Below are 19,761 nucleotides of genomic sequence, written 5' to 3'. Positions count from 1 at the left end.
TTATATTTAATAAAACCCATTAACCAACTTATAAAACCGGACCTATGGCAACAAAAAGGGACTTGAAAGGAGGATTAGCCTCAGCATTAGGAAGTACAGAGAATAACGCTGGTGGAAATTCGAAAGCAAGAGTGAATTTACCATTAGGATATAGGCTTACAAAGGAACATATCAACCGCTTAAGGGCAATAGCTCAACATGAAGAGAGAGACATTAAGGAAGTAATAGATGAAGCAATAGAGTTTTATTTGGAGTTTCAAGTAGGGGTTCCAGATAAAAACCAGAATTAAAATGAGTGTTTTAATAAAAAAGGAAGGAGTTTCTCAGTAATGGGCAACTCCTTTTATGTTTTGGTTAGTTATTGGGTGCTCCTGTATTAACCCAAGACTCGATAAGCTCGATTTTTTCATCAGATAGCTTATTTTGATCTTTAGGCATTGGACTAACACCATCTTCGTGTTTGATAGCTTTCAGGAGTCGGCCATTGTCAACAACAGCTTTAACGCCGGAGTAGTTAGACAAGGATATTCCACCACTGTTCCCATGACAGTTGACACAGTGAGTACTTAAGATAGGTTGAATATGCTCAGAAAAAGTAACCTCTCCAGATGAGTCTTTATTATCTTCTTTTTGTGGTGTGGGATCGTCTGAATCATGGTTAGATGAGCAAGCAAATCCAATGATAAAGATTAATAGTAACAACCTTAGCTTAGTATGCATGAAATTAGTTGGGTTTGATGTTAATGTTTAATTTGTCTAACATTTCAAATCTTATTCCAAAACAGGAAATACCTAAAGGAATAATGTTTGAACAATAAATGGAGTTGAATCCATATTTTTTGATGAATAATAGGACAGATAACTTATATCTTACTTTATGTTTCCAATCAAGATTCGCCAGATATTTAGTTTAATCTCTTTGATGGTTATGCCTTTATGTGCTTTACCACAGACAAAAGCATTAGGGTTCATTTTGTCAGATAAAGTAGCTGTAAAGGAGGAAGGAAAAGAGCTTTCATTTCCATGGGTTGGGGGATTGAATTCCATTCAATTCAATAAGATGGACCTTGATATGGATGGTCAACAGGATTTAGTTTTGTTTGATCGTCATACCCATAAAGTAACGACTTTTTTGTGGCTAGAAGATACATATATTCATCAGCCAGCCTATGAAAGTTTATTTCCAGATATAAATGGGTGGATGATCTTGGCGGATTATAATTGTGACGGTAAAAAAGATATTTTCACTACCTCACAAAAGGGGGTGATTTTTTTTCAGAACCTTGGCGGAACTGTATTAGCATTTGGAGATGCTATGATCATTGAGACGACTAACTCCTTGGGAAACCCTACAGCTTTATCTATTGACGGGGCTGATATTCCAGCAATAGTGGATCTTGATAGTGATGGGGATTTGGATATACTCACTTTTGCACCAAGCATTGGTACAACGGTAGAGCTTCATTTAAACCTTCAGGTAGAAAATGAATTGGAGTGTGGTAGTTTGACATTTAGAAAGGAGAATACTAGATGGGGAGAGTTTTCAGAAGGGAGTACCTGTGGGGAGTATTACTTTGATAGTAGTGAAAGTAACGAAAGTAATATGCGTCCGGCAGCTGTAAAACATGGAGGTTCTACGCTGTTGGTTTTGGATTTGAATGGGGATAACCAAATGGATTTGCTATTGGGTGAAGTGGATTGTGATACACCAATTGTACTGCTTAATGAGGGAACGAGTAAGGATGCCATATTTACTGAAGTTACTGTCGGTTTCCCTATTGAGACCCCTGCTGATTTACCAGTATTTCCTGCATCGTTTTATGAAGATATAGATGGCGATGGAGTTAGGGATTTGTTATTAAGCCCGAATATAGAATCTGGGGACAATGCATTGGGACAGACAGACTTTGCTAAGTCAAGCTTTTATTACAAGAATACCGGAACAGAGCAGTCACCTGTCTTTGAACTGACATCAGAGATGTTCTTGCAGAGTGAAATGGTGGATGTTGGAGAGTTTTCAATGCCTGCTTTAGGAGATGTGGATGCTGATGGGGATACAGACTTGCTTATTTCATCTTATGGTAGACCTGATGGGAATGGAGTGCCCCGCTCTACTATATATCTTTATCTGAATGTGGGAAGTGATACTGAACCTGAGTTTGAATTACAGACAAAAGATTGGCTTGAGGTTTCGTCATTGGGGTTGATAGAAGTACAAATACAGTTGGTTGACCTAAATAAAAATGGAGTGCCTGATCTTGCTTTTTCAGGTCGTGAACCAAACACGAGTAACAGTATGCTCCGTTATGTGATAAATCAAGCAGAAGCTAACCAGCCATATGAATTCGATTTGTCACAAGTGAAGACTATTGATTTTACGATTCGTCCACAGGACTATTTTTACTTTTATGATATAGACAAGGATGGGGAGGTAGATATATTGAGAAGTCTATTTAGTGGCTTCACTAACCAGAATGAGAACAGTGGTACGTTGGAGTATCATCGAAATACAGGAAACCTGTCTTTTACAAAGGTGACGGATGCATTTTTAGGAATAACCGATGACAAATGGAGGTCACCTATGCCGCTGATTCATGACTTTGATGGAAACGGAACACCTGATATGCTGATTGGTACAGCAGGTGGTAAGTTGGTTTATTATGAAAATGCTTTGAGTGATATTAATTCAGCACCAAGTGGTCGGCAAGATTTAGTGACATTGAAGGAAAACCAACCTTTAGGTTTATATGGATTTGGGAAAAACTTAGTTCCAACCATTTTAGAAAATAACCTTTGGATTGGTAGTGCAGGTGGTGGGTTGTTTTTATTAGAGAAAGGGATGTTTGAGATAACAGGTATTCCAGAGTTACCTGAAAGAGTTAAACTTTTTAAAGCCTATCCTGTTCCAACCAGTCAAACACTCACAATTCAGTCTAATTCGAAGTTGCCTCTTACAGGGCAGATTTATAGTGCTTCAGGAAATAGCGTATTGAATGATATTACTTTGTCATCTTTTGGAAAAGTAGAGTTAGATGTAGCCTCTTGGGTTAAAGGCCTTTATTTACTCAAAATGCATAATGAAGAAGGTGGAGCGACAATCAAAATATTAATACAATAATAGCGTGCGAATAATGGATACGGTGATATATATAGAAATAACAAAAGAAGTATCATTTGACTTTAGTAAACCATTACTAAATAAGATTAGGGCAGAAAAGGTGGGTTGTACTGTTTTTGATATAGATAACCATTCAGAGCCTTATACCATTAATTGTGCTGTGAAGTTATTGGAAGATGCTGCCGATGTACTGATTGTGGTGCATGCCATATCTGAGGGAACTGTGCGGAAATTGTTTCCGTTTTACAACAAAGTCATAAAGCTACGCTCAAAACTTAATTTGATAATGTTGGGGGATGAGTCTGTAAGTGAGAAGATGTTTTCACCATTGCATGAACGTTTTACGAAGGCTGCATCGATTTCAGAATTAGAAATGATGCTGGTAAAAGAATAATGGTTTTGATGAAACTTCTCATTTACAATAATTTATGATTGTGGGTTGGTAAAGAGAAAATAAAATCATAAGTTTGCACCTCTTTTGGGCGGATTACTGTTCCAAAAGAGCAAAAAGGATGCTTAAAATGGATTCTTCCGTTGGTATCCGAAGTTGGTTTATTGTTCATAAAATAAATTGTTTACAAAGTGGATACACTTAGCTACAAAACAATTTCAGTAAACAAAGCTACTGCTGAGAAGGAGTGGGTTTTGATCGATGCTGAAGGTAAGACACTGGGTCGCCTGGCGACTGAGGTAGCGATGATCCTGCGCGGTAAAAGAAAGCCTAGCTTTACTCCAAACGCGGATTGTGGCGACAATGTAGTAATTATCAACGCTGAGAAAGTTGAGATGACTGGTAAAAAATGGTCTGACAAACTTTACATTCGCCACACTGGTTATCCAGGAGGTCAGCGTGTGAGAACAGCTACTGAAATGAAAGAAAAATTCCCAATTAGAATCATCGAGAATGCTGTAAGAGGCATGCTTCCTAAAAACAGATTGGGACGTCAGTTGTACAGAAACCTGCACGTATACGCTGGTACTGAGCACCTGCACGAAGCACAGAATCCTAAGAAAATTGAACTGTAAAATTAAAACATTAAGATGGAAGTAATTAACACATCAGGCAGAAGAAAAACTTCTGTAGCTAGAATTTACCTGACTCAAGGTGAAGGAAAAATTACTGTCAACAAGAAAGATCTTGCTGATTATTTCCCATCTGAAATCCTGAGAACAATCGTAAACCAACCTCTGGATCTGACCAACGAGGCTGGCAAATATGATATTAAAGTAAACGTTCAGGGTGGAGGAATCAACGGTCAAGCAGAAGCAGTAAGACTGGCTATCTCTAAAGCAATTTGCGAAGTGAATGCTGAGCACAGATTGGTACTGAAGCCAGAAGGTCTGCTTACTCGTAACCCTAAAATGGTTGAGCGTAAGAAACCAGGTAGAAGAAAGGCGAGAAGAAGATTCCAGTTCTCGAAGCGTTAATCGCTGCTGGAAAAGCTTCAAGGCTCGTGTTTCAAAATATTGGGTACTGCTTGGACTGCTTGTTGGCAGTCCTTATCCCAACTTTTGAACGCTTTCGCCTTACATCTAGAAATCTAATTCAAGACTTTAATATCGTATTTGCTAACAATGAAAAATCTGGAATATAAAGATCTTCTTGACGCAGGTGTACACTTTGGTCACCTGACAAGAAAGTGGAACCCAAAGATGGCTCCTTACATCTTCATGGAGCGCAATGGTATCCACATCCTGGACCTGAACAAAACGAAAGTGTCTCTTGAGCAAGCTCAGCAGGCAGTGAAAAACATCGTAAAATCAGGTCGTAAGGTGATGTTTGTTGCAACTAAGAAACAAGCACAAGAGATCGTTTCTACTGAGGCATCTCGCCTGAAAATGCCTTTCGTAACAGAAAGATGGTTGGGTGGTATGCTGACCAACTTCGCAACTGTAAGAAAGTCACTGAAGAAAATGTCTTCTATCGATAAATTGATGAAAGACGAGGCTTTCAACGCTTTGGCGAAGAGAGAAAGACTGATGATCACTCGTGAAAGAGAAAAACTGGAGAGAGTATTGGGCGGTATCGCTGACCAGTCTCGCCTGCCAGCTGCTCTGTTCGTGATTGACGTGAAAAGAGAGCACATCGCGATCAAAGAAGCTAACAAGCTGGGTATCCCTGTAATTGCAATGGTAGATACCAACTCTGATCCTGAGGGTGTTGATTACGTAATTCCGTCAAACGACGATGCGTTCAAATCAATCGCTCTTATCACTTCTGCTATTGGTTCAGCTATCGAAGAAGGTATGTCTGAGCGTAAGAAGGAAAAAGATGAGGCTAACATGAAGGTTGCTGAAGAAGAGAAAAAAGCAGCTGACGCAAAAGACTCAGAATAATAATTAGATCAGAGCAGAATATCTCTTGGCATTAAGTTGACCGAAAGGTATTCGCTACTAATTTCAAACTCCTTAAGCTGAAATAAAATGAACATCAAAGAAATCGAAGCGAAACTGAAGGAGCTGAAAGCAAAACAGGGTGATTACTTCAAGCAAAAAAAGGCTGACAGAAACCCTGCGGATGTTGAAGCTATCAGAAAAGAAATGGCTGAGTTGAAAGAGCAAGCGAAAGCTGTTTACAGAAAGTCAGCTAAATAAGAAATAAAAGCTTATATTTGGACCCGCAGAGTACCTACTGGTGCACTGCGGGTTTCTTCTTATAACAAACTCATAAACAGTGCGTACTCAGCTGCCTTTATCAACAGGTAGGAGTACGGACTAATCCAGTAATCACAATAAAAATTCTTATCAAAAAATGGCTATTTCAGCACAAGACGTTAAGAAACTGAGAGACATGACTGGTGCCGGCATGATGGATTGCAAGAAGGCATTGGCTGAGGCAGAGAGCGATTTCGATAAAGCAGTTGAAATCCTGAGACTTAAAGGTCAGAAAGTAGCAGCGAAGAGAGCTGACAGAGAAACAACTGAAGGTGATGTATTCGTTTGGTCTAATGACAACGATTCAGAGTCTATCGCTATCGCACTGGGTTGCGAAACTGAGCCAGTAGCTGTAAACGACCAATTCAAAACGTTGGGCGAAACTATCCTGAAAGCGGCAGTAGAAAACAAGCCTGCTACAGTTGAAGAACTGATAGCTATTGCAGTTGACGGTGAAACACTGGAGGCAAAAATTACGGATCTGATTGGTAAAATCGGTGAGAAAATCCACGTAGCTAGCTACGCACATGTAACTGGTGAGAAAGTAGCCGCTTACAAGCACGGTAGAAAAATCGCTGTGTTGGTAGAGTTGGTTAACACTGATGGTGCTGACGTAGTTGAGGCTGGTAGAGACGTTGCAATGCAAGTTGCTGCGATGAACCCAGTAGCAGTTTCTGAAGCTGACGTTGACCCAACTGTAATCGCGAAAGAAAAAGAAATCGGACGTGAGAAAGCACTTCAGGAAGGTAAACCTGAGAACATCGTAGACCGTATCGCTGACGGTTACGTGAAGAAATTCCTGAAAGAAAACACTTTGTTGGAGCAATCTTTTGTAAAAGACCCTTCAGTATCTGTTGCTCAGTACCTGAACAACACGCAGAAAGGTATGACTGTGAAAGCATTCCACAGAGTATCAACAGGTGCTTAATTTCACTGAGTGAAAAATATAGCAAACGAAAAACGGCAGGAGCTTTTTAAGCTTCTGCCGTTTTTTTATTGTGCTCTTGAACTTACGATATGTTCAGAGTGATTGAGGTGTACCCTTAAAAGGTGATAGGCTTTATCTTCCCCATCATAATACCCATATATATAATCATCCTTCAGCTTGAATAGCGTTTCTCCAAGCCTGTAAAGTGGTAGCCCAATACTCTCAATGGAATGGGATAGTTTGACAATACTATTGTCTAATAATTCATTACGAATATGACTAAATGAGCCAATAGATAGTAAGCTCTTGATGTAAGAAGCGTGAAGAGTTTTGTTGGCCTTAAAGTCAGCATACATAGGATTGTATGTATAGGCAGACGCTACGCTTTCTAGGTCATTTGTTTCATTAGCTCCAATGGTCACTTCTAAAGTATTCGCATTCGTTTCATATACCGAAATTCCTATAGAAGGAGAGTGTAGCTTCTTGAAAAAATGCTTAGTGTGTTTTAGTTCCTCTGAAAGGTCTTGAATTTCTATTACAGGTGTATTCTTGAATGAAATCTCTCCCTTTTTGCTCGCTGTAAATTGTTGAACAATACTTTGGTTATCTAAACTGTTAACAACTAGTCTCATCTCGTGATTATTACTGGCAATACGAAATAAGTGCTTTTTGTATAAGAAGGAATTTGTATAGTCAAACTCTTCAGGGAAGTCATATTTTTGAAATGCAGCTATTCCATTTTGAAGGTCTAATTCTATGACTTGTGTTGAATGACTTATTTGATCTTCAATTGTGAGGTAAAGCTTGTTGTTCTGTTGGTATAACTTGTTTGTGTGATGAGAAAGTCCAAAACTGTTATAAGTGACTTCAGGTATTTTGAATGTCTGCTTTTTATGAGGAGATATAGTGTTGTATAGTGATTTTCTATTCCCTTCACTAGTGAATTTATGTCCCCAAAGGTCAAAAACTTTTTTCTCGTATCCATCATATGATAACTGATACATTTCAATAGCAGGGGTTCCATATGGTACCATCAGCATACATAGTGAAGAATCGTAAGTTACAGCCTGAATAAAATGGCTTTTTGTATTAGACTCTATACTGTACTGATGGTAATAGCTATTATTGTTTTCAAAGTCGAAAGTGATATAGTGGATATCATTCCGGTATTGGTCAAACATGTAAAGTATACAGCTGTTTTGTTTGACAATTCCACCGATAATATCTTTCGAATAGAAACCTGTAGGGAGCTTCATACTTTGCTTCCCCGTCAGTTGAAGATGTTTATTTAACATCATAGCATCAATCGTTGTCTTCCGTTTAATTAGTAGACAAACATTGGAGCTATCATAATTAAAGAGTGGAATGATATCAGCCTCTGAATTGGTTTCTTCCCACTGAATTGGAGATTGAAGCACTTGCTGAATACTTTGTGAAATGCACAAAAAGGGTAGCAGCAGGCTACATGCAATGAGTAAAAAGTATTTCATTACGTTTGTTGGGTTACCCGTAAGACGGTGACAGACTTAAAGGATTTGTAAAAAATGGATGAAGTATGTTGTTATTTCAATCTAAAATTAACAAATATTTAGAAAGTAACAAATTGTACAACTTTTGAAAGATTGTAAAAAGGAATGTGTATAGGTTGTTGTAGTAAAAGGTGGGATAGGGAAAAATTAAGCGGAATCATATGAACAATTCCGCTTATAAAAGAAAGTATTACAAAGAACTTAAAAATTCAACCAGCTTCTTAACAGCCTTACCTCTATGGCTGATACTATTTTTTTCCTCTAAGCTGATTTGAGCAAATGTCTTTTCATAACCATTAGGCTTGAATATAGGGTCATATCCAAATCCTTGGTCACCGGTTCTTTCTTCTATAATTTCACCTTTTGCAATACCTTCAAACTGATGATAAGTACCATCTATGACTAAGGTGATCACGGTTTTGAATTGTGCATTACGCTCACTTTTGCCTTTAAGGTTTTCAAGTAATAGGTCGATGTTATCATTACTATCTTTTTGAGGTCCCGCATAACGAGCTGATAATACACCAGGCTCTCCGTTCAATGCTTCAACTTCAAGACCTGTATCGTCAGCAAAACAGTTAACCTTGTAATTATCCCAAATGTAAGCAGCCTTTTGTTTAGAGTTTCCTTCTATCGTTGGTTGCTCTTCAGGGATGTCTTCATGACAACCAATATCACTTAAGCTTACAACTTTGAACTTACCTTCAAGCTGTAGGCTAATTTCTTTTAGTTTATTAGGATTGTTGGTTGCAAAGCAAATTTCTATCATGGCTAGTATTTCAGTTTATGAGTAAATGAAAGACGAATTTACAAATGCTCAAAAGTAATTTGCAAAAATAAACCTCGCAGGTTTTTCACATTCTTGTGAAACCCTGCGAGGTCTTTATTTATAAGTTAAGGAAATCTTATACTATCTAGCGTAAAGCTCTTCAAGTTTCATGTCAAAGACGAGCGTCGCGTTTGCTGGAATGGAAGAACCATTTCCTTGTGTTCCATATCCTAAACCTGAAGGAATATAGAAACGCATAGAGTCACCTTCCTGCATCAGACTTAATGCCTCAGTCCAACCTTCAATTACAGAGCTATAAGAAACTGTATAGGTTGTGTCTGTACTGATTACATCACCGTCATCATTTGTTTCTTCCTCTATATTTTCAGAAACAGTAGGGATACCAAAAGGCAATACGACTTGTAACGGTGAATCTCTCAGTATTGAACTGTCGAAAATATTGTTTTCATAAAGAACCCATCCAGTATAGTTTACAAGCAGGGAGTCATTATCATTAGCAAAAGTATCACCTTCGCCTTTTTTTAGGGTTTGGTAATATATGCCAGATTCTGTTCTTTGATAATCAATACCTTCCTTAAGTTCTAGGTCAAATTGGAGATGAGTCCTGATTTTGTCATCGTCTCTTTCGCTTTGAACAATAGCATCAAACCCACTGTCATCATCACAAGATGAGATAGACAGTACAGTAAGAAGCATAATAAAAATATTGAAGAGTTTATATCTAATCATAGTTAGTTAATAATTTCCTTAACGGTAATCTCAAAAATGAGTGGTGAGTATGGTGCAATAGAACTAGCCCCTGTCATACCGTAGCCATAGTGCGAAGGCATTAGTACTGTAGCTGTTTCACCAACTTTCATAGTTTTCAAACTAATTCCCCATCCTTTAACAAAGTTTGACGAATTTAAGAAAAATTTATATTCATTCCCAGAATCAAATACTTTGCCATTCAATAATTTTCCTGTATAGTCTACTGTAATGTAGTCTCCCTCTTGCACTTGTTGCGCACTATCTTCTGCTGCTTCGGTAACTACTTTGTAGATATCATCATAAGGAAGTAAGTATTGAGAGCTGTTTTCAATATCAAGAGAGTCCTTCATAAACTGAGCAATATGTGTTGCCTCATAATATTTTTGAGTAACTGTATCTCTTGCTGCTTCTACTTCTACTTCCATTCTAATAATAGCATTTTGAGGAACTGAGACACCATTGATAGTTCCACTATTTGATCCATATGCATAGAAAGAAGGGATGTATAATTCTGCTTTTTCTCCCATATACATGTCAGTAATACCATCTGATAGTCCGAATATAAAACCACCAGTTCTTTGATCACTCAAGTAGAATGTCATTGATTGAGCTTCTTTGTCAATTAATAGACCTTCTGCCTTGTCAGAAGCAAACAACTTTCTTCTAAACTTAATATCTAATACGTTGCCTGCATAGTTTCCATCTACACCTTCTATAAATGAAGAATCTTCAGGGTTAAGAGTTACAATGCGAACACCGTTAGTAGTTCTTCTGTAATCTATATTATTTGTTTCCAGGAACGTTTCGATAGCGTCTCCGTCTTCTGCTAGGTAGTCATTGATTTCATCTGAAGAAAACAAGTCACAACTGCTAAGTCCTACAGCTATTGTTGCAGCTGTAATTAGTTTGAACCAATAATTTTTCATTGTTTGCTAATTCGTTTATTTGATATTAAAGGCTTGATAAAGGTCTAGAATAACTTTTTGAAAAAGTAAAATTGTAGAGAAACAGGACGATTTTAGCGACGAATCATTCAATTTGTTCTACAGATCACCGTTTCTTTGCTATAAAATTACTATTCAAATGACACGAGTGCATCTTAAAGGGTTGGAAAAAAGTTAAATAAAATAAAAAATGGCTGAGAATTAATTTTCTCAGCCATTTACATATAACGCTATATTGCTTATTTCTTCTTGATGTCTAATAACTCTACATCAAACTTAAGAATAGAGAATGGCTTGATTTTCGGACCAGCTTCTCTAGGTCCATAAGCCAAGTCAGAAGGAATATACAGAGTAGCTTTAGCTCCTTTGTTCAATAATGCGATACCTTCATCCCATCCTTTAATTACACGTCCTTGCCCCAATGGGAATTCGAATGGCTCACCACGGTCAACAGAAGAATCGAACTTTTCGCCACTTGTCATCAACGTACCTGTATAGTGTACTGATACAGTTTGACCTGCTTCAGGCTTTGTTCCTTTACCTTCTTCATGAATCACATAAAAGAGACCATTCTCTGTACGTTGTGCTTCAATGTTGTTGTCTTTAAGGAATTTTTCAATCTCAGCGATTTCTTTATCCTTTTGTTGTTCAAAGCGAAGCTCAATACCTCTTTGGTACTCTTCTTTAGGCTCCATAGAAAGCACTTTGATACCAAGTTTAATTGGATCTCCAGCTTTACCAAACTGAGGAGGAACCATTGGGCCAAATAGGTCTTCTGTTTTTACGTCAACTAAAACACTGTCTCCAACAGTTGTTTCTCTGAATACTTGACCAAATACAGATGCTGTATCTCTTGGGTTGATAAGTGTTGCTGGAGGAAACAGCGTTTCTCTATCAGAAGTGTAAAGTACAGAGTCAGTATTGTTGTATATAGTAAGATTGTATTCTACAACATCATTGTCTATAGCTTTGTCTCCTTCATTTTCTAAAACGTGAGCATATTTATAGCCAGACTTAGTTGTCTTTTGTTCCGCAGATTTGTCACAGCCTGTGCTTATAGCTCCAAAAGCGGCAAGACCAATAATGATTTGTTTCTTAGTTAGCATCTTTTTTTGTTCTGATTATAGTCTTTAAATAGTACTTGAGGGTTAAGCCTTTTCGCTTTCGGCTTCTTGTTTCATTTCCTTCAAGGCTTTCTTGAATATTTGAACAGCCCCTTCCAATGTTCCATCAATAATTCTGCCTCCTGCTGCATTTTTATGTCCACCCCCATTAAAATAACGAGCAGCCATATCCGCAACAGAAAAATCTCCAATTGATCTTAACGAAAGCCTGATACCATCACTGTCATCATTTTCTTTGAACAGTGCAGCAACTTCAATGCCTTCTACTGAAAGTGCGTAATTAACCAAGCCTTCAGTGTCTCCTGTCTGGATATTGAATTGGTTACGATCTTCTTTTGAGATGGTGAAATAACCAGCTTGATATTCTGGTATGAATGTGAGTTTTTGACTTAAGGCATAGCCTAAAAATCTGAGCCTTGTCTCTGTATTGTTGTCATACACAAGGTTGTGTATTCTACTTGTATCAATTCCAATATCTTTCAGTTCAGCAGCTATACGTAAGGTACGGCTAGAAGTACTTGGATACTTGAATGAACCGGTATCTGTCATAATGCCGGCATAAATATTTTCAGCGATTTGCTCATCAATTTTATCAAGCCCGTTATCCAGCTCAATAAATTCATAGATGAGTTGGGCTGTTGCCGCAGCTTCTATATCATATAGTTCAAACTCAGCAATGTCATCCTTACCTCTATGGTGATCAATCAGTAAAATAGGTGTTTTATCTACAACTTCTTGAACAATTTCTCCCAGTTTCTCAATTCTACTGAGTGAAGAAAAGTCTAGACAGCATATAAGGTCTGCTTCGTGAATGATCTCGGCAGCTTTTTCTTTATTGTCATCGTTGGTGTACACGATCACCTCATCATTGCCCGGAAGCCAAAACAAAAACTTTGGGTAATCTGAAGGTGAGATTACATAAGTCGAATGTCCTGATTTTTTCAGGTACAGGGACAACGCCAAGCATGAACCTAATGCATCTGCATCGGGCTTATGATGTGGAAGAATGACTATTTTTTTAGGACTACTTAGTAGTTCCTGTAATTTCTTGAAATTATGCATACACGCTCAAAGAATAATACAAACACAAAATTGCTAAGATTTACTATGAATAACAAACATTTACTTACTCGCTTCCAATGACCTAGCAACTACCTGTAGTATATAGATCAACAAAACAATAAATAAACATACCTTTTTCTCGTAGGTAATGAGTTTGAGGTCATCTCGATAAGTGAAAAACCTAACACATTCCCCGATTAATTTTATAATTTAGCGGCTTTGTTTTTAGAAATTGTGACTCAAAGAGCACTTAGTATGGTAACGGGAATTAAAATTTGTCTGTTTCTATAAATAAGTAAAGATCAAGGCTATAAGTTTTCGTATAGCAATTGATTTCATAAGTACATTTTACCTTAGGGGATAGAATATAAATATTTTTCATTTAGATATGGGAACACCATTTGTCATTGGGATAACGGGCGGTAGCGGATCAGGGAAAACATACTTTCAAAAACAGCTAGCCAAAGCTTTGGGGGAAGAAAATATTTGTCTTGTTTCACATGACAACTATTACAGAACAATTGATAAGCAGCCCAAAGACCAAAATGGTATCGAAAACTTTGATACACCGGAGTCGATAGACTTGGATACATTTGCAAAAGATGTTGCTTTATTAAAAAGTGGCCACACAATAGAACGAGAAGAATATACCTTTAATAAGCCTGGAGTTGTGCCCAAAATGTTAACTTTTGAGCCAAAGCCCATTATCATGCTGGAAGGTATTTTTGTATTGCACAATAGGAAAGTAGCAGACCAAATAGATTTGAAGGTATTTATAGATGCTAAAACTCACCTTCAGATTAAGCGCCGTATCATTCGTGACAGCCTCGAAAGAGGTTATGATTTGAATGATGTGCTTTATCGCTATGAGAATCACATTATGCCATGCTATGAAAAATATATTGAGGTTCATAAAAATACAGTAGATTTGGTTGTGTGTAACAATCAAAGTTTTGATATGGCATTAGAGGTGTTGGTAACATACCTCAAATCAAAAGTTTGATATTTTTTGATCAAAACGACTATAAACGGTCGGTATGAACTAGATCAGTTGAGAAATGAATAAAAGGTTTGCAGTGATCGGTTTGGGACAGTTCGGTTTGGCTGTCGCTAGAAATCTTGCCTTGCATGGAGCGGAAGTATTGGCGATTGACCGAGATATGGATCAGGTCGAGATGGTCAAGGATGATGTGGCTTATGCTGTGGCTTTGGACTCTACAGATATCAAGGCTCTAAAATCTCAGAATATTGCTGAGATGGATGCAGTTTTGGTCGCAATTGGAGAAAATGTAGAAGGCCTGCTTCTGACAACTGTACTTTTACAAGAACTAGGAGTCAATAGGATTGTAGCCAGAGCTGTTAGTGATCAGCAGAAAAAAATCTTGGAGAAGCTTCAAGTGAAAGAGATTATTTCTCCTGAAAAGCAGGTAGGGGTTATGGTGGCAGAACAAATGATAACACCAGAGCGTCAATCTTCAATGGGTTTGCCTGATGGGTATGAAATTGTTCAGGTTAAAGTCCCACCAAAAGTACATGGCAGAACTGTTGATGAGATTGACTTTGAGGAAAGCTATGAACTTAGGCTAATCTGTATTAGAAGAAGTTACGAAATGCCTTCATCTGATTTGAGAGGGATTATCGAAAAAGAAGATCATTTGCTGTCAAGGCCACAGTTAAGTACTGTTCTTAACAGTAGTGATACTTTGATTTTATTTGGAAAGACGGATGATATTGAAACCTTCTTGAAGGTGAATAAAATATAGAAAAGAAAAAGGCAAGAAGACTATAAAGCTTCTTGCCTTTAATTTTTTATTGATAATGAAATCTTACTGCATCATTTAGTGACAGAACTACAGGACCGAGAGTACTTAAGAATGTTCTTAATCGTATTGTTGCTCGGTTTAAGCTCTGTCTGGTCTAGTTGGTTTTTTAAGTCTAGCAGGCTAAAGAAATCATCTTGCAATGTCTCTTCAGAGATCATTTCTCTGTCTAAGTCGTTCAGATCTGTTTCCTCTAATTCTTTGTAGAGGTGTTTAATTAGTAGATCCAGGTGTTGTTTTTGTTTTGTTGATGGCATGGGGTTCTGAGCTTTGATTCATCATCTTGCGCAAGTTGATTAGCGCATATCTCATTCTTCCCAAAGCAGTGTTGATGCTTACATCAGTAGATTCAGCAATTTCCTGAAAGCTCATCTGCATGTAGTGACGCATCACTAGCACCTCTCTTTGGGCTTCAGGTAGTTTCTTCACAAGCTCTCTAATTGTAGCATGAGTTTCGTGCTTGATCTTGATGTCCTCAATAGAGTCTTCTGAAAATTCCAGTGTATTGAAAACGTTGCTTCCATCTTCCATAATAATGGTTGGGTAACGTTTCTGCTTTCTGAAATAGTCTATCGCCATATTGTGGGCAATTCTGGAAATCCAAGGAAGAAACTTACCTTCTTCATTGTATCTTCCTGACTTAATCGTATTGATTGCTTTAATGAAAGTGTCTTGAAGAAGATCTTCAGCGACATAAGTATCTTTAACGATCAGATAGATGCTTGTGAATAACTTATTCTTATGTCTTTTTAATAAGGTTTCAAAAGCAGCTTCATTCCCGTTTTTATACTGGTTAATCAATTCGCAATCACTGATTTTGTACTTTTTCATGGTCAGATACATTAAGTTAACGATGCAGTAATAATGGTATTGTTGTTTTAGTCTTTTAATTCTTTGGTTTTACCCTAAAAAGCCAAATTTTAACATTTGAGAGAGAGGCTTTTGTACAAGTGCTGTGGGTATCCATTGTTTTCGTTTTTTCTCCTTTGTAAATCTTTGTAAAAGGCGCTCTAAATCAAAATTTTCTAAATTTCTTGGTCTAATAATTAAGGAAGTTGACCGATGAATCTTGCTAGTTTATCTAAAACGCTGTTTTTCCATCTGTCAACATAGTGTACAATGGTAGTCGGAAATGGCTGATATATAACTATTTCACTCCAAACTGGAATTTTTCAAAGAGTATGATCGGTGTTGACTAACAAATGATTAGTATTAGAAAAGTGCAATTATGGTGGTGAGGTTATACTGTAATATTTAATTATGAATTATTCTTCATGTGTTTGTGTGTACTTATCATATAATTAATAATTTCTTTAACAGCATTTTTTTATTCTATAAATGGGAGAATATGATGTAGTATGCTTGGTGGTAGAGTTTGTGGGTGTAATTAGGAAAGTCAATATTTGTATGCTTGTAGTACATAACTGCTGATAGGGTATTTGATTAAGAGGAAAAATTGAATTATTGAAATATGTTGGATGATGAGTATTATATGGGTGTAGCTCTTAGAGAAGCGCACAAAGCTGCCGAAGAAGGAGAGATTCCTGTAGGGGCGGTAGTCGTATGTAAAGGAAAAATAATAGGGAAAGGGTATAATCAGACGATTCGTCTAAATGATGCAACTGCTCATGCAGAGATGGTGGCAATCACCAGTGCTTCTGAGCATTTAGGCTCCCGGTATCTATCAGATTGTACATTATATGTTACGTTAGAGCCTTGCGTTATGTGTTCTGGAGCGACGTTCTGGTCACAGTTGGGTCGTTTGGTTTATGGAGCCAAAGATGATAAAAGAGGATATAGTAGGTTAAGCCCTTCTGTACTTCACCCTAAAACGGAAATTTTAACAGGTGTATTAGAAGAGGAGTGTAGCGAATTAATCTTAAAGTTTTTCAATAAGCTGCGAAAAGACTGATAGAGTATCAGCTTTTATGTCAGAGATGGAAGACAAACATTTCCTTTCTTTTGAGATAGCTGTTGGTCTTTTAACAAAGCCTTATAAAGTATCGGAAAGTAGATGAGATAAATTGAAGAGATGTTAAAGTAGAATGTAGCCAAATAACTCCTATTTAGAGTTATTTGGCATTTTCAGTCAATTGACTGGCTATGTTTTGAATCTCATCAGATGGGAAAATGTGAGTTCCTAATGTGGCTTCAATTGATTTAAGAAGCATTACTTTGGCAACGTTAAAGGCTTTTATTCCTTTATACCTTTTAGGAATAACAGGACTGAGTATACTATTGAGAAGTTTACCAATATCTTCTCCGATTCGTAGCTCTTCACGGTCACCTAGTAATAATGACGGTCTAAAAATATGTAAAGCATCGAATCCGATATCAGAAAGGTTCTCTTCAATTTTTCCTTTTACCTGATTATAATAGAAGAATGACTCAGGGTCTGCTCCCATTGCTGAGATTACAGAAAAGACTTTTACATCATGTTGTTTGGCCCAGTTAGCGAAAGCTTCAACATACTTGTAGTCTACTTTGTAGAAGGCTTCTTTGGATCCTGCTTTTTTCATGGTTGTACCTAAACAACAGAATGCAATATCAGGAGTAACACTTAGTTCTAAGTCAGAGATGTTATCTAGGTTGGTAACTAGCTCTTGTAGTTTTTCATGTTTTTGCCCTGACATTCTTCTTCCCACTGAAATTACTGTACTGTATTGGTCAGAGTCTAGAAGTTGCTTGAGCAGTGACGAACCTACCAAGCCGGTGGTGCCGATTATGATTGCTGTCTTCATTTTTGTAGTAGATGAAGTCAATTTGTTTAGAACTTTATTCTAACAAAATAAGAGACTTGTGCTATTTTATAAAGAAACCGGCCGGAGTCTTGTTTGAAACCGGCCGATACTGATTAGCTGATGGATTGTAAGTCTTGTAGTTTTTTGTAGACTCCATCGTCGTGTTGCATCAGTGCATTGTGAGTACCACGTTCTACAACTCCACCATCTTTAATAACTATGATCTCATCAGCATCTTGAATAGTACTTAGTCTATGTGCAATTACCAATGAGGTGCGATTTTTCATCAGATGTGTAATGGCATCTTGTACCAGTTTTTCAGATTCAGTATCCAAAGCTGACGTTGCTTCATCTAAAATAAGAATTGGAGGGTTCTTAAATACGGCTCTAGCAATACTAAGGCGCTGACGTTGTCCTCCTGAAAGTTTAGTGCCTCTTTCGCCAATTACAGTATTGTACCCATCTTCTGATTTTTCGATGAACTCATGAGCATTGGCAATTTTGGCAGCTTGCATCACATTATCTTTTGAAGCATTATTAGCTCCAAATGCTATATTATTGAAGATGCTGTCGTGGAAAAGAATCGATTCCTGTGTCACCACTCCCATGACACGTCTTAGTGAGTCAAGTGAGTATTCTTTTATATTGACACCGTCAATTAGAATTTCACCTTCCGTAACATCATAGAATCTCGGAATCAGATCGGCGATAGTTGATTTACCTCCTCCAGAAGGCCCTACAAGGGCAACCGTTTTACCTTTTTCAATAGATAGGTTGATACCTTTTAGGACTTTATTATCTCCATATGCGAAGTGTACATTTTTGAATTCAATTGAACCTTTGAATTCTGTTAGTTCTTTCAATGGTTCAGAATCCTTGATAGCAGGTTCAACTTCCATGAATTCCAATAGTCTTTCACCAGCTGCTAAGCCTCTTTGAATTACCCCGATAGTATTGGAAATAGCCTTTGCAGGGTTCAATACCTGAGTAAAGAGTACAATATAACCAATGAACTGACTAGCCTCAAGAGGAGCTGAGCTACTTTCATCTAGCACAAGTTTTCCTCCATAATAAAGAAGAACGGCAACAAAAGTAACCCCCATCACTTCTGAAAATGGAGAAGCTAGTTCCCTACGGTTAGCCTCTTTTGTGAATGAGTTCATATACTTGTCGTTTTCTTCTTGGTATTTGCCGTTTACAAACCCTTCTGCATTAAAGGCTTTTATAACCCTCATGCCACCAATTGTTTCATCTAAAATACTAACCAAAGAGGAAGAAATACTTTGGACATCTTTAGAATGCTTTTTAAGTTTTTTGGCAATAAACGAAATACCTCCACCTGATACAGGAATAAGTGCCAGCGTGAAAAGTGTTAGCTGAGGAGACATACTAAATAGTGCCCAAAAGAACACAATTAGGTTGATAGGCTCACGGACAAATGTTGTTAAAGACTGTGTGATAGAAGCTTCTACAGCAAAAATGTCGTTAGTAGACCTTGATACAATATCTCCACGTCTTTGGTTGTTGAAAAAGCCTATATCCAGAGACAGTACTTTATCATACATCGCTTGACGGATATTGGCGATGGTTTTGCCCTTTAGGCGTTCAGCCATACGGCGCGCCATGTAACGGAAAATATTAGCGAAAATGGAAGCGGAAATAGTAATAGAACATAGAGCTAAAAGTGCTGTAAGAGGTCCTTGTTGCTCTATAATCCTTCCGAATTCCTGATATCCATAATTTTTGATGAAGGATGTTGATAACTCAAAATCATCTAGTGTTAGAGGGTGTGCAGGAATTGTAGAGCTGTCAATATTTCCGAAAAGTATATCTAACAAAGGCATTAGCATAGCGAAGTTCGCTAGACTGAAAATACTTGCCAAGGTTGTTAGAATTAAATATGGTGCTATAAAGCCTCCGAGTGGCTTTGCAAAGTCTATTAGTCTAAGATATGTCTTCATTGTCCTTCTTTATCTTTCATAGCCCACCTCAGAAAGGTGTTATCCCACTCAGTATACCTAATTGAGACGTTTATTGATTTGGAGGGCGCAAATTACGACATATTCAAGATTAAATAATAGAAAACCGATGTTATATTTCATGTAACTGTCAGAATCTAAGGATAGAAAACTAAAAAAATGGTTAGCTTTGCGTGGATTTCTGTTTTGTAATAAAGCAAGATATAATTGATTGATTCACAGTTTTAGGTAATGATTGCTGTGAATTTTCCGATACAAGGAGATACAAATAAGTATCCTATTATTATGATATAATAAGAATCTAAGTTAGACATGTTCTTT

The 19,761-nt window shown here is 37.4% G+C and carries 21 protein-coding genes; 11 read left to right on the top strand and 10 right to left on the bottom strand.

The window, feature by feature from the left end; genetic code table 11:
• Positions 1-44 precede the first annotated feature (44 nt).
• Positions 45-290: a hypothetical protein gene (locus tag V6R21_RS27100; protein ID WP_334246649.1), complete on the top strand. Its 246-nt coding sequence runs from the start codon at positions 45-47 to the stop codon at positions 288-290.
• A gap of 64 nt (positions 291-354) precedes the next feature.
• Here the strand turns inward: V6R21_RS27100 and V6R21_RS27095 are convergent, their stop codons facing one another.
• Positions 355-720, bottom strand: a complete 366-nt coding sequence (locus tag V6R21_RS27095; protein ID WP_334246648.1) for a c-type cytochrome — start codon at positions 718-720, stop codon at positions 355-357.
• A gap of 157 nt (positions 721-877) precedes the next feature.
• On the opposite strand from V6R21_RS27095, the gene V6R21_RS27090 reads away from it, so the two are divergent.
• The 7 genes from V6R21_RS27090 (at position 878) to tsf (ending at position 6,701) form a co-directional block, all read left to right on the top strand.
• Positions 878-3,118, top strand: coding sequence for a T9SS type A sorting domain-containing protein (locus tag V6R21_RS27090; protein WP_334246647.1), 2,241 nt, complete (start codon positions 878-880; stop codon positions 3,116-3,118).
• Between the two features lie 13 nt (positions 3,119-3,131).
• Complete coding sequence (locus V6R21_RS27085; RefSeq protein WP_334246646.1) at positions 3,132-3,512, top strand: hypothetical protein; 381 nt, start codon at positions 3,132-3,134, stop codon at positions 3,510-3,512.
• Between the two features lie 188 nt (positions 3,513-3,700).
• The gene (gene rplM / locus V6R21_RS27080) at positions 3,701-4,144 is read left to right on the top strand and encodes a 50S ribosomal protein L13 (RefSeq protein ID WP_334246645.1); all 444 of its coding nucleotides are present in this window, start codon (positions 3,701-3,703) and stop codon (positions 4,142-4,144) included.
• A gap of 15 nt (positions 4,145-4,159) precedes the next feature.
• A complete protein-coding gene (rpsI, locus tag V6R21_RS27075) occupies positions 4,160-4,546 on the top strand; it encodes a 30S ribosomal protein S9 (RefSeq protein ID WP_334246644.1) in 387 nt (128 codons plus the stop codon).
• A 147-nt stretch (positions 4,547-4,693) separates the two neighbouring features.
• A complete protein-coding gene (gene rpsB, locus V6R21_RS27070; protein WP_334246643.1) occupies positions 4,694-5,455 on the top strand; it encodes a 30S ribosomal protein S2 in 762 nt (253 codons plus the stop codon).
• An 87-nt stretch (positions 5,456-5,542) separates the two neighbouring features.
• Positions 5,543-5,713: a hypothetical protein gene (locus V6R21_RS27065; protein WP_334246642.1), complete on the top strand. Its 171-nt coding sequence runs from the start codon at positions 5,543-5,545 to the stop codon at positions 5,711-5,713.
• A gap of 157 nt (positions 5,714-5,870) precedes the next feature.
• Positions 5,871-6,701, top strand: a complete 831-nt coding sequence (tsf, locus tag V6R21_RS27060) for a translation elongation factor Ts (RefSeq protein WP_334246641.1) — start codon at positions 5,871-5,873, stop codon at positions 6,699-6,701.
• A 65-nt stretch (positions 6,702-6,766) separates the two neighbouring features.
• Here the strand turns inward: tsf and V6R21_RS27055 are convergent, their stop codons facing one another.
• The 6 genes from V6R21_RS27055 to V6R21_RS27030 form a co-directional block, all read right to left on the bottom strand.
• Entirely contained in the window at positions 6,767-8,191 is a 1,425-nt protein-coding gene (locus V6R21_RS27055) for a hypothetical protein (protein ID WP_334246640.1), read from the bottom strand.
• A gap of 229 nt (positions 8,192-8,420) precedes the next feature.
• Entirely contained in the window at positions 8,421-8,999 is a 579-nt protein-coding gene (locus tag V6R21_RS27050; RefSeq protein WP_334246639.1) for a non-canonical purine NTP diphosphatase, read from the bottom strand.
• 141 nt (positions 9,000-9,140) lie between these two features.
• Positions 9,141-9,749, bottom strand: a complete 609-nt coding sequence (locus V6R21_RS27045; RefSeq protein WP_334246638.1) for an FKBP-type peptidyl-prolyl cis-trans isomerase — start codon at positions 9,747-9,749, stop codon at positions 9,141-9,143.
• A gap of 2 nt (positions 9,750-9,751) precedes the next feature.
• Complete coding sequence (locus V6R21_RS27040; RefSeq protein ID WP_334246637.1) at positions 9,752-10,696, bottom strand: FKBP-type peptidyl-prolyl cis-trans isomerase; 945 nt, start codon at positions 10,694-10,696, stop codon at positions 9,752-9,754.
• 257 nt (positions 10,697-10,953) lie between these two features.
• Positions 10,954-11,820 carry an FKBP-type peptidyl-prolyl cis-trans isomerase gene (locus V6R21_RS27035; RefSeq protein ID WP_334246636.1) on the bottom strand — a complete coding sequence of 289 codons (867 nt, stop codon included), beginning with the start codon at positions 11,818-11,820 and terminating at the stop codon, positions 10,954-10,956.
• 42 nt (positions 11,821-11,862) lie between these two features.
• Positions 11,863-12,900, bottom strand: a complete 1,038-nt coding sequence (locus V6R21_RS27030) for a DHH family phosphoesterase (protein ID WP_334246635.1) — start codon at positions 12,898-12,900, stop codon at positions 11,863-11,865.
• A gap of 388 nt (positions 12,901-13,288) precedes the next feature.
• On the opposite strand from V6R21_RS27030, the gene V6R21_RS27025 reads away from it, so the two are divergent.
• Together V6R21_RS27025 and V6R21_RS27020 are read left to right on the top strand one after the other, a co-directional pair.
• Entirely contained in the window at positions 13,289-13,903 is a 615-nt protein-coding gene (locus V6R21_RS27025; protein ID WP_334246634.1) for a uridine kinase family protein, read from the top strand.
• 55 nt (positions 13,904-13,958) lie between these two features.
• Positions 13,959-14,663 carry a potassium channel family protein gene (locus V6R21_RS27020; RefSeq protein WP_334246633.1) on the top strand — a complete coding sequence of 235 codons (705 nt, stop codon included), beginning with the start codon at positions 13,959-13,961 and terminating at the stop codon, positions 14,661-14,663.
• 270 nt (positions 14,664-14,933) lie between these two features.
• Here the strand turns inward: V6R21_RS27020 and V6R21_RS27015 are convergent, their stop codons facing one another.
• Positions 14,934-15,551 carry an RNA polymerase sigma factor gene (locus V6R21_RS27015; protein ID WP_334246632.1) on the bottom strand — a complete coding sequence of 206 codons (618 nt, stop codon included), beginning with the start codon at positions 15,549-15,551 and terminating at the stop codon, positions 14,934-14,936.
• Between the two features lie 640 nt (positions 15,552-16,191).
• On the opposite strand from V6R21_RS27015, the gene V6R21_RS27010 reads away from it, so the two are divergent.
• Positions 16,192-16,632 (top strand): nucleoside deaminase, encoded by a 441-nt coding sequence (locus V6R21_RS27010; RefSeq protein WP_334246631.1) that lies wholly within the window; start codon positions 16,192-16,194, stop codon positions 16,630-16,632.
• Between the two features lie 160 nt (positions 16,633-16,792).
• On the opposite strand, the gene V6R21_RS27005 is transcribed toward V6R21_RS27010, so the two are convergent.
• Entirely contained in the window at positions 16,793-17,461 is a 669-nt protein-coding gene (locus V6R21_RS27005) for an NAD-dependent epimerase/dehydratase family protein (RefSeq protein WP_334246630.1), read from the bottom strand.
• Positions 17,462-17,574: 113 nt separating this feature from the next.
• Entirely contained in the window at positions 17,575-19,422 is a 1,848-nt protein-coding gene (locus V6R21_RS27000) for an ABC transporter ATP-binding protein (protein WP_334246629.1), read from the bottom strand.
• Between the last annotated feature and the right edge of the window lie 339 nt (positions 19,423-19,761).

The sequence above is a fragment of the Limibacter armeniacum genome (assembly GCF_036880985.1).
Lineage (GTDB): Bacteria > Bacteroidota > Bacteroidia > Cytophagales > Flammeovirgaceae > Limibacter > Limibacter armeniacum.
The sequence above is the reverse complement of the archived record's forward strand: the minus strand, read 5'-3'. Positions and strand labels throughout refer to the sequence as shown.